Raw genomic sequence first — 12,025 nt, 5'->3', positions numbered from 1 at the left:
CGGGTCTGGTTGCCCGTGGTCGCCGGGGTCGGGGTCGCGGTGGGCCTCGGCGTGTACGGACGGCTGCACGACCCGGTCGGGACGTCCGACGTGGAGACGTTCCTGCGGATCCAGACCCTGAAGGCGTGGCTGGCCACCGGGGTCGCCGCGTTTCTGGCGGTGCAACTGCTGACGGCGCTGGCGATCTACGGCGTGGTGCCCGGTGCCGCGTGGGTGGGGGCGGTGCACCGCTGGTGCGGCCGGATCGCGCTGCTGTTGTCGATGCCGGTGGCGGTGCACTGCCTCTACACGTTCGGCCTGCGGTCGGACACGCCCCGGGTGCTGGCGCATTCCCTGCTCGGCTGTCTGCTCTACGGCGTGTTCGTGACGAAGATGCTGCTGCTCAGCCGGCCCGGGGACGGGCGGGGCTGGGGGCTGCCGGTGGCCGGCGGGCTGGTGCTGACCGCGGTGGCCGGCCTGTGGCTGACGTCGGCGCTGTGGTTCTTCACGACGATCGGGCTGAGCTGGTGAGCTACCAGGTGGCGAGCACCCGGGCCTGACCTCCGGAACCACCGGCGTACGGGATCAGGCCGACGAAGATGGTGGCGCCGGTACGGGGCAGTCGGTCCAGCCCGGCCAGGTTCTCCAGCCCGTACCGGTCGGCCCCGGTGAGAGCCAGGTGCGTGTCGAAGGTCTCGGAGATCCCCGGGTCGATGCTGAGCGTGTCCACACCGAGACTGCGGATCCGGCGGCGGGACAGCAGCCACTCGCAGGCGTCCGTGCCGAACCCGGGGAAATGCAGCGTCCCGGCCGCGTCGGTGCCCCGGTAGGCGTTCGCGTCCCCGATCCGCGAACCCCATCCGGAGTACATCAGAACCGCCGCCCCGTCCGGGATCCGGCCGTGCCGTCGCTCGAATTCCCGCAGGTCGTCGATGGTCACCTCGGCGTCCGGGTCACGGGCGGCCCGCCGGGCGATGTCGACGACCACGGCCGGCAGGATCAGTTCGTCCGGCCGCAGTTCGGTGGCGAGCCGCCCGCCCGCGGTGAAGTGGCCGGGAGCGTCGACGTGCGTACCGATGTGCTCGATGATCCGCCACTCCTGCATGTAGTAGCCGTCGTCCTCGACGGTCGTGACGGTCCGCCGGAACGCCTCCTCGCCCGGACTGAACGCCGGGAACGTCTCGGACAGCGGATGGGTGAGGTCGCGGAGCCCGCGTCCGGAGTGTGCGGCGGCGGGTTCGGCGGTCATGGCGGTGGCGGCGAGCCCGGCGACTCCGGCGAGCGCGGCCCGGCGGGTGACTTTGTGTTGAGTGCACATGCGCACATCGTGCCGGATGGGAATCGTGCGGTGTCGGTCTTGTGACCAACGGTTGCCACGGTGTCCATCATGAACACCACACGGGGGATCACTCTGGCCTGGCTCGGCCATCCGGTGACGATGGTCGCGCTGGCGGTCCTCGTCGTCAACGATCACGTACTGAAGGCGGTCCATCCCGGCTGGGTCACCGGAAAACTCAGCGACGCGGCCGGCATGTTGCTTGCTCCGCCCCTGCTCGCGGCCCTGGCGGGCCTCATCGCTCCGCGACTGCCGCTGCGCCCGCTCGCGATCACCTCGATCGTCACCATCGGCGTCGGTTTCACGTTCGTCAAGCTCTGGGTGTACGGGGCCCGACTGGCGTCCGCGACCTGGAGCCTGGTCACCCCGTCCCTGATCCGGGCCGACCCCACCGACCTGCTCGTCCTGCCCCTGCTGGCCGCCACCTGGTGGACCCTGGGTCGCAGCCGCACGACCCGGGCCGGCCGGGTGACCAGGGCGGTGCGCCTGGCCGTGCTGATGCCGCTGGCCCTGGCCGGTGTCGCGGCGACCAGCCCGTTGCCGCGCCCCCTGGCCCAGGAGGTCGCCGTGGACGACGGCGCCCTCTACGTCCGGGTCGGCCGCGACGACTGGTGGGTCAGTCGGGACGAGGCGAGGACCTGGGCCGCGAGCGCCGCGCCGCGGTCACCGGAGTCTCCGGCGTGTTCCCAGGGGCGGATCTGCTACCGGGTGGTGCCGGCCGGGCTCGGTGTGCAGAGCAGCGTGGCGGGCGGCCCGTGGACCGACAGTTGGCGGGTCAGCGAAGGCCAGCGGCGAGCGCTCTACCACGACTACGGTGACGCCGACAGTCTCGGCGACCTCACGTCGGACGGGCTGGCCGTCCTGGACGGTGCGGCCGGTCATGTGGTGGTGGTCGCCAACGGGCGCGACGGGTTCGCGGTCCGAGACGCGATCGGCCGCTGGGAACGAATCGGCTTCCCGCGGTCGGACGGAGGATCGGTGGTGCCGCCGCTGTCGGCCGACCCGTCGCCGGATCCGCCGAGCACCGCGCTCGTGATCACCGTGATCTCGTTGCTCGCCGGGTTCCTCATGACGGTCACCGGGGTGCTGTCGTTGCGTCGTTCCGGGCAGAGCCGGCACTGGTGGTGGCTGGTCGCCCTGCTGCCGGTGTCCGCGATCATGCTGCTTCCGCTGGTCGTGCTGGGCTGGCTCGAACCGAACTCGTTGATCTGGTTCCCGGTTTTCGTCTGCACCTGCCTGGCCGTCATGGTGTCGCTGGTCGGTGCCTGCGTCGCCGTGAGCCGATCCGAGGTGTGGGCCGCCTCCCGACGGGACTGGTCCCGTTCGACGGCGGTCGCGGCCCTACTCACCGTCGCCGTGTCGGTCGCTGCCTGGTGGGTCATGTCGTGACCGGTGTTCGGTTCTGGCCGTTGCCGTAGCGGTGACCGGCGGCATCCGGCCCGGCGCCGCGTCGCGGTCCGGGCTGCCGCCTGCGTCGCCCCGGACGGCCCGGGTGCCTCCCGGTAGTCGTACATCCAAAGGATTTGATCCCGGGATCTCACCGTGACCCGCCGCTGACAGTGTGTCGAAGGTGAACGCTGCTCGGGGGAAGGCGCTCGCCTGGCTGTGTCATCCGATGACGGTGACCGCGCTGGCGCTGCTCGTCATCAATGATCATCTGCTGAAATCCGTCTGGCCCGGCTGGGTGACCGGCAAACTCAGTGACGTCGCCGGGATGGTGCTCGCGCCGCCGCTGCTCGCGGCCCTGGCGGGCCTCATCGCGCCGCGGCTGCCCTTCCGGCCGGTCGCCGCCGCCGCGATCGTCACGGTGGGTGGCGGGTTCCTGTTCGTCAAGCTCTGGGGGTACGGGGCGGAGCTCGCGTCCGCGGCCTGGAGCCTGATCACGCCCTCGCTCGTGCGGGCCGACCGGTCCGATCTGCTGGCCCTGCCGTTCCTGGGTCTGGCCTGGTGGACCGCCCGGCGGCCGCTGACCGGCGGACCGGCCCGGCGCTGGCTGCGCGCGTTGCGACTGGCCGTGATTCTGCCGGTGGCATTGTTCGGGGTGGCCGCGACCAGTAGCACGGAGCCGCGCAAGCCGAACGCGCAAGCCGTGACCGTCGGCGCCGACGGTGCGATCTACCTGGAATTCGCCGGCGACTATCCGGAGAAACCGGAGGCGGTCAGCACCGACGGCGGCCGCACCTGGCAGCTCATCGAGGAGCCGGAGCCGGTCCCGTGGACCTCGCAGATCGGGCAGGTCACGTCACGGCGGCCCGCGCCGCCTCCGACTCTGTCACCGTCGACCTCGCTCTCCTGGCCGACCGCGGCCCCGCCCTGCTCCCGATCGGTCCCGAAGGTCTGTTATCGGGTGGTGCCCGGGCAGCTCGCTGTGCAGAGCGACACGGGTGACGCCGGCTGGCCGGTCAGCTGGCGGATCGACGGGCCGGACCGGGAGGCGCTGCTCCAGCAGTACGAGGGGAGCAAGCTGGCCTCGGTGTCACTCGCCGTGGCGGACGTGCCGGGCGGGCACGTGGTGGTGGTCGCGAACGGCCGGGACGGTTTCGCAATGCGTGACGTCGACGGCAGGTGGGCGCGGATCGGTTTCCCCGGTTTCGCCCCGGCCGAGGCGATCACAGCCCCGGAGCCGGCTGTCGACTACACGGTTCTTTCGATCGTGATCCTGCTGGTCGGCCTGGCGCTGACGACCTTTCTGATCCGGCGGCTCGGTCGGGGATGGGGGTGGCTGTTCCTCCCGCAGCTGGTGGTCTTCATTCTGCCCTTCACGGACGTCCACACGGTTTCCGTCCTGGTCACGGTCTTCGTGGTGTCGGTCGGATGCGTGGTGATCGCCGGGGTGGCGGGTGGCGCCTCGCGGCCTGACCACTATCGGATGTGACCCCCGCCGCAGCCCAACTTGTTTGAATCTGAAATAGTTGCGCAGTCAAACGCGTTGTGCGGGGCAGTCCGGGAAGTCAGATCCCCGGCCGATCAGTCCAGGAGCCGGTCATGCAGTTCGGAATCTTCAGCGTCAGCGACATCACGACGGACCCGACCACCGGCCGGACCCCGACCGAGGCCGAGCGCATCAAGGACATCGTCACCATCGCCAAGCACGCGGAGCAGGTCGGCCTCGACGTCTTCGCGCTCGGTGAGCACCACAACGAGCCGTTCTTCTCGTCGTCGCCGACCACCACGCTGGCCTACATCGCCGCGCAGACCTCGACCCTGCAGCTGTCCACCGCGACCACGCTGATCACCACGAACGACCCGGTGAAGATCGCCGAGGACTTCGCGATGCTGCAGCATCTCGCCGACGGCCGGGTCGACCTGATGCTCGGCCGCGGCAACACCGGCCCGGTCTACCCGTGGTTCGGCAAGGACATCCGCGCCGGCATCCCGCTCGCCATCGAGAACTACAGCCTGCTGCACAAGCTGTGGCGTGAGCACGTCGTCGACTGGCAGGGCAAGTTCCGCACGCCGCTGCAGGGCTTCACCTCCACCCCGCGCCCGCTCGACGAGATCCCGCCGTTCGTCTGGCACGGCTCGATCCGCAGCCCGGAGATCGCCGAGCAGGCTGCCTACTACGGTGACGGGTTCTTCGCCAACCACATCTTCTGGCCGGCGTCGCACACCCAGCGGATGGTGCAGCTCTACCGGCAGCGGTTCGAGCACTACGGGCACGGCTCGGCCGACCAGGCCATCGTCGGCCTCGGCGGGCAGGTGTTCATGCGTAGGAACAGCCAGGACGCGGTCAAGGAGTTCCGCCCCTACTTCGACAACGCCCCGGTCTACGGCCACGGCCCGTCGCTGGAGGACTTCACCCGCGAGACGCCGCTGACCGTCGGCAGCCCGCAGCAGGTCATCGACAAGACCCTCGGCTTCCGCGAGTACGTCGGCGACTACCAGCGCCAGCTGTTCCTGCTCGACCACGCCGGCCTGCCGGTCAAGACCGTCCTCGAGCAGCTCGACCTGCTCGGCTCCGAGGTGGTCCCGGTACTGCGCAAGGAGTTCGCCGCCCGCAAGCCGGCCCACGTGCCGGACGCACCCACCCACGCCTCCCTGCTCGCCGCCCGCGACGCCGCCAAGGAAGAAGTGAAGGCATGAAGCAGCGCAAGCTCGTCGTCATCAGCGCGGGCCTGAGCCAGCCGTCGTCGACCCGCCTGCTCGCCGACCAGCTGTCGGCGGCGGCGGCCGGCGCCGCCGCCCGGCTCGGCGTCACCCTCGACGTCCAGTTCATCGAGCTGCGCGACCTGGCCCACGAGATCACCGACAACATGCTCACCGGGTTCCCCGGCACCTCGCTCAAACAGGCCCAGGAGGCGGTCACCGCGGCCGACGCCCTGATCACCGTCACCCCGGTGTTCTCGGCGAGCTACAGCGGACTGTTCAAGTCGTTCTTCGACGTCCTCGACAAGGACGCCCTGGTCGACAAGCCGGTTCTGCTCGCCGCCACGGCCGGCACGGCCCGCCACTCGCTGGTCCTGGAACACGCCATGCGGCCGCTCTTCTCCTACCTGCGCGCGGCGATCATCCCGACCTCGGTCTTCGCCGCCAGTGACGACTGGGGCGCGAACTCGGTCGAGGGCCCGCTGCGCGCCCGCATCGACCGGGCCGCCGCCGAACTCGCCCGCGAGGTCGAGCGCCGCGAGCCCGCGGTGGTCACCGACCCGTTCGCGCTGACCGCGGACTTCGAGGACCTGCTGAAGAACCTCTGACCACCACCACCGACGATCGGCGCGGGACACCGGGACACCCGGGGTCCCGCGCCGATTGGACGACTACACGTCGCACCATCGTGACCGGCCCGAAGACCCCTGGGCCTGCTGGTCGCCCGAGTCCTGAACGAATCCTGATCTCGCGATTCGGGCAGTGCGACAGGTCCCTCCGGTTCACGAAGATCGGTCATCAGTGTTGCGTGGCCAGCGATCGGACCAACGCAGATCGGTTGTAGGGGCCGCTGCAACCCGGCGCGGTGCCACAGAGTGGCGTCCCGATGTGTCGTCGCCAGCGGTCTGGGCCCGCCGATTCGGCGCACAAGCTCGCTCTACTCCCCACCCTCGAATACTTCGTCGGCTCCGGCTCCACCGGCGCCCGAGCACCTGCACGGCGTCCCGATTCCTCCGGGGTGAGGGCTGGTGCGGGCCGACCGGGAAGCCAGCCCGCACCATTATCAAACGCTCCTGATGATGTAGATGCCGGCCACAATCAGCGCACCGAGCATGATTACGCCGAACACCGCCAGCGCCACCATTGCGAGAGATGTGTGAATCGCCCCGAAGGCCGAAGCCGTCAAGATGCCAATGATCGCGACGCCGGAACCCCCAGCCGTCCTGAGTGCCGCCTTGGTGACGCCAGGCCCTTGATCGGGATTCTTCTCGCCAGGTCCAGGCGGGGTGGTTACCGTGTCCATGCTGCTCCTTCATCTGATGTCCGTTGCGTGGCCATTTGTGAACTCGGGCAGCACGGGCGGCCCGCTGCAACGGGCCGCCCACCGCCCACGAGCGCCCGTCGGCGCAGGGAGCGATCTTGAAACCGGTCCGTTCGCCCGGGGTGAAAACCACGGCGGGCAGATCGGGGTTCGTGCTGTCACGCAGTTGAACGGTGCCGTCGACCCGCGCCACTTCGACACAGACCCCGCTGTTGCAGTAAGAACTACGCATCCACGCCGTTGTGGTGTCTCTCATGTCGAACCTCTCTTGCAGGCGACTCAGGACCGGTTGTCCTGAACCTGGTCGAGCCCTCTGGCGATGCGTGCGCGAAGGGTGTAGACCCGCTCCAGCAGGAGCACCCGGGTCGCCTCCTCGGGCAGCGACAGGCGCCAGTACCGCTCGAAGACATCACGGTGATACTGCACTTCGGGGAGGTCCTCGACCAGCTCATCCCGGATGTACGACTCCCGGTACAGCACGGCGTCCTCCGGGTCGTCGGCGAGATCGAGCACGGTGAACGCGCCGAACGTGCCGATCAGACCGCCCTCGTCCATCGGCACCACACGCACCCGCACATTGCGCCGGCGACTGGCCCCGGCCAGATCCTCGAACTGATCGGCGGAGATCGTCATGTCGCCGACCGTCCGCAACAGCGCCGACTCGTCGAGCAGGAGACGGGAGTCGGGTGCACCCTCGTCGCGCTCGATCACCCGGGACCGGCGCGCCAGGCGCACCTCACGCCGGACCCGCCGCCGCTCACCGCCGAGGTTGAGCTCATGGCTGGCCAGCATCGCCTCGGCGAACGCCGGCGTCTGAAGAAGCCCGGGAATCAGCGTGGGCTCGTAGGCCCGGATCGTGGTCGCCGCCATCTCGAACTGCATCAGCTGCAACAGCCCGGTCGGAAGATGATCACGATGCTCGGCCGCCGTCCAGTACCGCTCGCGGCGAGCGACCCGCGCCTGCTCGACGAGCTCGGCGATCCACGCCTGATCGGTCAACTGGTAGATGTCCACCAGGACGACGCGGCGATCGGTGGGCGAGATCGTGACCTCACCCAACTCGATGCGCTGCACTGTGGAGAGTGACCAGCCCAGCTTCTTGGCGACTTCGCTCTGGCTGAGACCGGTTCGTTCACGGGCCGCGCGCAACGCCAACCGCACCCGCCGTCGCGACACTGCGGGAAGGTCGTCACGCGCGACCGACATTCAGCTCCCACCAAACCCTCAAAAGCCGCCAATCGCCCTTGATTGCGACAACGCAGAGAGCAGCGCGTTCAGCCGTTTCATTCGAAACTCCTCGCGCCAGCCACAACAGCCCCGAGGCCGTCCCGCGCAGAAACGTCCTCGGGGCTTCTTTCTGCGCGCTCTGCGCCACCCCGAAACTGATCGCGCTCGTCGCTCTGCTCCGCGACCATTACGACGCCGTCGAGGCTGACCTTCAGCCCTTCTACAGTGTCGACCTTGCGGGCCTCTGGCGCGGCGAGCTGTCCGCACGGCGCGTGTATGCGCTCGTCAGGCACCTTCCTCCTGAGTCCGCCACGTGGACCGCAGAGCAGGGGCATCCCGGCCGGCACGACGGCGACGGCGATCCTGCTCGGCGACATCTTCCAGGCCGTAACCGGCCAGGCGCACCCGCTCCGGCCGCTGCCGTCGAGCACAGGCGCCACGAAGCACGAGTCCACCGCAGCCCGCCTCCGCGCTCAGCGTGCCCTCGTGGCAGCTCAGCGCCGGAAGGAGGCGTCATAAGCAACGTCGGCTACGCGACGCTCTCGATCATTCCGAGTGCGAAGGGCTTCCTGAAGAAGCTCCAGGCCGAGACCCACGCGCCGCCTGGCGAGCTTCGGCAAGGAGATCGGCGCGGCCATCAGCGAGCAGGTCGCCGAGGCTGTCAGCGATGGTCTCGGGGATCTCGACCTGCAGGGCCTGAGCGACCGGCTCAAGAAGTCCGCTTCGGAGTCCACGTGTGAGGGCCTGGGCACCGGCGCCGATGAGGGCGGCTCGGATCTCGAAACGAAGCTCCAGCACAGCGTCACGCGAGCGCTCGGCCGCGGTTTCAAGACCGGCTTTCGCAAAGCCTTTGCCCTCTCGCGGGAACAGGACGACCGCTTCCGCCGAAGTCTCGGGCTCGGTGTGGGCGGCGGCGTGCTCGGTGGTCTTCGAACCGCGTTCAGCGCCGCGCGTTCGCTGATCAGTGGCTTCGCCGAGAAACGTCACCGACGCGCTACGTGAGGGCGGCAAGGTCGCCCTGTCCGCGCTGACCGGCGCGATTCAGGCAGGGGCCGGCACCGTCGCGACCGGCGGTCTCAATCTGCTCGTCGGCGCGCTGCTGGCCGTGGCTACCGCGATTCCGGCGGCGATCGTGGGCTTTCTGGCGCTCGCGGCCGCGGTCATGTTGGTCGGCGGGGCGCTCGGTTCCGTGACGACTTTGATGTTCGGCACCGTCGCCGCGCTGGGCGTTGTGATCGTGGCCTCGGCGACGCGTTCTCCGAGCCGGGCGAACAAGGATTCGTCACTCAGAAGACCCTCGACAAGCTCGCGCCGAGCGCGCAGAACTTCGTCAAGGCGGTCGCGAAACTCCGCAAGCCGTTCCGCGACATTCAGCGCCACGTGCAGGGCCAGTTCTTCTCGGGCCTCGGCGGCGTGATCACCAAGCTGGCGAAGGTCTGGCAGGCGCCGCTACTCAAGACGCTCGGCGATCTGGCCTCAGACTTCAACGGGCTACTCAAAACCTCGGTGCGGCCCTGGGCAAGGCCAGCTTCGTCAAGAACATTCAGCGGGCGGTCGGTGGCTTCGGTGACTTCCTCAGCCGGATCGGCCGGTCTCTTGGTCCGCTGACGGACGCGTTCGGCCGGCTGGCCGCCAACTCCGTGCCATTCCTCGCCCGGCTCGGCGGCGCGATCGAGCGTTTCTCAGCCTGGATCGCCCAGGCCGACAAGAGCGGCGCCCTGGCGAACTTCATGCGCGACGCCGCAGACAGCCTGGCGCAGATCTGGCGCATCGGTGGTCTCGCGCTGCGCATCGTCGGCATCCTGTTCAAGCCGTCGCAGGAGGCCAGCGGCGGCGTTCTCGCTGGCGTCGAAACGACGCTCCAGCGCATCCACGACTGGCTCTCGAGCCCGGAGAATCAGAGGAAGATCGAGGAGTTCTGGCAGAACCCGAATGCCGGGGCGGAGAAGGCAGTCACCGAGCGGATCCCCGCGCTCGGCGACGCGTTCTCCACGGTCGAGGGCTGGATCAACAAGCTCGATTCCTGGGGGAAGTCCTGGGAGAACTTCAGTAGGCACGTCAACGCCGTAACTCGCGGCCTCGCAGCGGGCTTCGGCCTCTCGATCGGCAACATCGTCGCGACCTTCACCAACCTGCCCGTCATGCTCCTCGGTGCACTGGCCGGTCTAGTACGGCAGCCGCCGTTCGTGAGGTGACCTCGGATCCTGCGGGAACAAGGACGGCCACCGCATGATCGTCTGTGCGTTGTGGACACAACATCAGACCTTGCGGTGGCCGAGAGCCACAGCGTAGAGCCTGCTCGGTGGCGACGAACCATCGACCTGGTGATCGACTCGTTCGCGGGCCGGTTCTGCCGGGTTGAGCCCCGCCGGGCGGCGGCCGGGTTCGTCACCGGGCTGCTTGCCGACCTGGAGGTCAAGACGTGTTGGCAGGTGGCTGAGCAGGCCGGACATGCCCGACCGGATGCGATGCAACGGCTGCTCTACCGGGCCAAGTGGGACGCTGACGCGGTGCGTGACGACGTTCGCAAGGTCGTCGCTGACCGACTCGGTGACCCTGACGGTGTCCTCGTGGTCGACGAGACCGGCGATCTGAAGAAGGGCGTGCACTCGGTCGGTGTCCAGCGTCAATACACCGGAACCGCCGGGCGGATCGAGAACGCCCAGGTCGGAGTGTTCCTCGCCTATGCGAGCAGGCACGGTCACACTCTGATCGACCGCAGGGTTTACCTGCCGAAGTCCTGGACCGATGACCGTGACCGGTGCGAGCGGGCCGGCATTCCGCAGGACGTCACGTTCGCCACCCGCTCGGAGTTGGCCGACGACATGATCAACGCCGCGGTGAATGCCCTGGTCCCAGCCCGGTGGGTCGCCGCGGACGAGGCCTACGGCAATAACACCCGGCTCCGCAGTGAACTGCGCAAACTCCGCCTCGGCTACGTGCTGGCAGTCTCCTGCGATCACCTCGTGCCGATCGACGCAGGCAAGACCCGCTGCCGCGTCGACCGCCTCGCCGAGAACCTGCCCGCCACCGCCTGGACCCGGCGCAGCGCTGGTGACGGCTCGAAAGGACCACGGTTCTACGACTGGGCCTGGCTGGCCGACGTCGGCGCCGACGGTGACCCCGACGACGATGGCCGGCACAGCCTGCTCATCCGACGTAACACCACGACCGGTGAGCTGGCTTTCTACCGCTGCTGGGCACCGGGGCCGGCCACCCTCGCCCAGTTCGTGCGGGTCGCGGGAGTTCGCTGGATCGTGGAGGAAAGCTTTCAGGCCGGAAAAGGCCAAGTCGGCCTTGACCAGCACCAAGTCCGCCGGTGGACGTCCTGGCACCGGTTCACCACCCTGGCCCTGGCCGCCCTCGCCGTCCTCGCGATCTGCGCCGCCGACGCCCGCACCGCAGATCGTCGCGGTCAGCCCGACATGATCGACCTGACCGTCAACGAAATCCGCCGTCTGATCAACGTCCTGCTGATCCGGCCAACCCGCAGCATCGCCTACCGTCTGCGCTGGTCAAACTGGCGACGCCGCCACCAGGCACGAGCCAGACGAGCCCACTACGCCCGCCGCCTCACCCTCGAACTCCAACCATGATCACGAATGGCGGCTGCCGTACTAGGGCCAGTTGCGATCACGAGATGAGGGCCAGAACCAGAACCCAAATGCAACCGCCATAGCCAGAGAGCTGCGACGAGCACTAGGAACTCTGTCAACACACACATCGGCGCGAGCGGGCACCGGACGGCGGACCAGACGCGGGGCAACGAGTGAATCGCGGCAAGAGAGTTCGTTCTCCGAGGCACGATCTCAGCGGTGTGGCGGTCTTCGTGGTGGTCGGCCCGGCCGGCCTGCTCGGGTTCGTGCTGGCCAGCCAGTTCTCCGCGACGGCGGGCCTGATCGCCCTTGCCGGCCTGCCGGCCATCGCCGCCGGCTGGTGGGCCGGCGACCGGCTGTCGCCCGCCTCACCGACCCGTCCCGATTCCGCACGGTCGTCCTCTGGAGCCTCGCCGCCGCGTCGGCGATCACCCTGGTCCGGGCGTTGGCCCCGGTCTGGTGGACCCCGTGAGAGGCTGG

Annotated in this window: 15 protein-coding genes and 1 pseudogene; 9 read left to right on the top strand and 7 right to left on the bottom strand. The window is 69.0% G+C overall.

Features of this window, described 5'->3' with window-relative positions:
• Positions 1-15 precede the first annotated feature (15 nt).
• Positions 16-510, top strand: a complete 495-nt coding sequence (locus tag Q0Z83_RS26830) for a DUF6529 family protein (protein ID WP_317796769.1) — start codon at positions 16-18, stop codon at positions 508-510.
• A gap of 1 nt (position 511) precedes the next feature.
• On the opposite strand, the gene Q0Z83_RS26825 is transcribed toward Q0Z83_RS26830, so the two are convergent.
• Positions 512-1,297, bottom strand: a complete 786-nt coding sequence (locus Q0Z83_RS26825) for a cyclase family protein (protein ID WP_317796768.1) — start codon at positions 1,295-1,297, stop codon at positions 512-514.
• Positions 1,298-1,366: 69 nt separating this feature from the next.
• Here Q0Z83_RS26825 and Q0Z83_RS26820 point away from each other — a divergent pair, with 69 nt between their 5' ends.
• The 4 genes from Q0Z83_RS26820 to Q0Z83_RS26805 all read left to right on the top strand — a co-directional run bounded on the left by Q0Z83_RS26820 (position 1,367) and on the right by Q0Z83_RS26805 (position 6,009).
• Positions 1,367-2,704 carry a hypothetical protein gene (locus Q0Z83_RS26820; RefSeq protein ID WP_317796767.1) on the top strand — a complete coding sequence of 446 codons (1,338 nt, stop codon included), beginning with the start codon at positions 1,367-1,369 and terminating at the stop codon, positions 2,702-2,704.
• 181 nt (positions 2,705-2,885) lie between these two features.
• Complete coding sequence (locus Q0Z83_RS26815; protein WP_317796766.1) at positions 2,886-4,190, top strand: hypothetical protein; 1,305 nt, start codon at positions 2,886-2,888, stop codon at positions 4,188-4,190.
• Positions 4,191-4,300: 110 nt separating this feature from the next.
• Complete coding sequence (locus Q0Z83_RS26810) at positions 4,301-5,398, top strand: LLM class flavin-dependent oxidoreductase (RefSeq protein ID WP_317796765.1); 1,098 nt, start codon at positions 4,301-4,303, stop codon at positions 5,396-5,398.
• A complete protein-coding gene (locus Q0Z83_RS26805; protein ID WP_317796725.1) occupies positions 5,395-6,009 on the top strand; it encodes an FMN reductase in 615 nt (204 codons plus the stop codon). Before Q0Z83_RS26810 ends, Q0Z83_RS26805 begins: the two co-directional genes overlap by 4 nt.
• Before the next feature lie 455 nt (positions 6,010-6,464).
• Here Q0Z83_RS26805 and Q0Z83_RS26800 read toward each other — a convergent pair whose 3' ends face one another.
• From Q0Z83_RS26800 to Q0Z83_RS26775, 6 genes and pseudogenes are all read right to left on the bottom strand, one after another.
• Entirely contained in the window at positions 6,465-6,704 is a 240-nt protein-coding gene (locus tag Q0Z83_RS26800; RefSeq protein WP_317797422.1) for a hypothetical protein, read from the bottom strand.
• Positions 6,705-6,834: 130 nt separating this feature from the next.
• Positions 6,835-6,954 (bottom strand): annotated as a pseudogene (locus Q0Z83_RS26795) (DUF397 domain-containing protein); the annotation flags it as partial.
• 47 nt (positions 6,955-7,001) lie between these two features.
• A complete protein-coding gene (locus Q0Z83_RS26790) occupies positions 7,002-7,928 on the bottom strand; it encodes a Scr1 family TA system antitoxin-like transcriptional regulator (protein ID WP_317796764.1) in 927 nt (308 codons plus the stop codon).
• Between the two features lie 77 nt (positions 7,929-8,005).
• Positions 8,006-8,326: a PHD finger domain-containing protein gene (locus Q0Z83_RS26785; RefSeq protein ID WP_317796763.1), complete on the bottom strand. Its 321-nt coding sequence runs from the start codon at positions 8,324-8,326 to the stop codon at positions 8,006-8,008.
• 169 nt (positions 8,327-8,495) lie between these two features.
• On the bottom strand, positions 8,496-8,936 hold the full coding sequence (locus tag Q0Z83_RS26780) for a hypothetical protein (protein WP_317796762.1): 441 nt from the start codon (positions 8,934-8,936) through the stop codon (positions 8,496-8,498).
• A 54-nt stretch (positions 8,937-8,990) separates the two neighbouring features.
• Positions 8,991-9,329, bottom strand: coding sequence for a hypothetical protein (locus tag Q0Z83_RS26775; RefSeq protein WP_317796761.1), 339 nt, complete (start codon positions 9,327-9,329; stop codon positions 8,991-8,993).
• On the opposite strand from Q0Z83_RS26775, the gene Q0Z83_RS26770 reads away from it, so the two are divergent.
• The 4 genes from Q0Z83_RS26770 to Q0Z83_RS26755 all read left to right on the top strand — a co-directional run bounded on the left by Q0Z83_RS26770 (position 9,330) and on the right by Q0Z83_RS26755 (position 12,017).
• Positions 9,330-9,557 (top strand): hypothetical protein, encoded by a 228-nt coding sequence (locus tag Q0Z83_RS26770; RefSeq protein ID WP_317796760.1) that lies wholly within the window; start codon positions 9,330-9,332, stop codon positions 9,555-9,557.
• A 32-nt stretch (positions 9,558-9,589) separates the two neighbouring features.
• A complete protein-coding gene (locus tag Q0Z83_RS26765) occupies positions 9,590-10,144 on the top strand; it encodes a hypothetical protein (protein WP_317796759.1) in 555 nt (184 codons plus the stop codon).
• 120 nt (positions 10,145-10,264) lie between these two features.
• Positions 10,265-11,545, top strand: coding sequence for an IS701 family transposase (locus Q0Z83_RS26760; RefSeq protein WP_396349889.1), 1,281 nt, complete (start codon positions 10,265-10,267; stop codon positions 11,543-11,545).
• A 340-nt stretch (positions 11,546-11,885) separates the two neighbouring features.
• On the top strand, positions 11,886-12,017 hold the full coding sequence (locus Q0Z83_RS26755; protein ID WP_317796758.1) for a hypothetical protein: 132 nt from the start codon (positions 11,886-11,888) through the stop codon (positions 12,015-12,017).
• Positions 12,018-12,025 lie beyond the last annotated feature (8 nt).

Source organism: Actinoplanes sichuanensis (assembly GCF_033097365.1).
GTDB classification, from domain to species: Bacteria; Actinomycetota; Actinomycetes; order Mycobacteriales; family Micromonosporaceae; genus Actinoplanes; species Actinoplanes sichuanensis.
This window is presented reverse-complemented; position numbering and strand designations above follow the sequence as displayed.

Excerpts from the sequence above, each read along its gene's own strand:
- Q0Z83_RS26805 (WP_317796725.1), top strand. The coding sequence starts at position 5,395 with ATGAAGCAGCGCAAGCTCGTCGTCATCAGCGCGGGCCTGAGCCAGCCG.
- Q0Z83_RS26820 (WP_317796767.1), top strand. The coding sequence starts at position 1,367 with ATGAACACCACACGGGGGATCACTCTGGCCTGGCTCGGCCATCCGGTG.
- Q0Z83_RS26790 (WP_317796764.1), bottom strand. The coding sequence starts at position 7,928 with ATGTCGGTCGCGCGTGACGACCTTCCCGCAGTGTCGCGACGGCGGGTG.
- Q0Z83_RS26810 (WP_317796765.1), top strand. The coding sequence starts at position 4,301 with ATGCAGTTCGGAATCTTCAGCGTCAGCGACATCACGACGGACCCGACC.
- Q0Z83_RS26785 (WP_317796763.1), bottom strand. The coding sequence starts at position 8,326 with ATGTCGCCGAGCAGGATCGCCGTCGCCGTCGTGCCGGCCGGGATGCCC.
- Q0Z83_RS26800 (WP_317797422.1), bottom strand. The coding sequence starts at position 6,704 with ATGGACACGGTAACCACCCCGCCTGGACCTGGCGAGAAGAATCCCGAT.
- Q0Z83_RS26825 (WP_317796768.1), bottom strand. The coding sequence starts at position 1,297 with ATGTGCACTCAACACAAAGTCACCCGCCGGGCCGCGCTCGCCGGAGTC.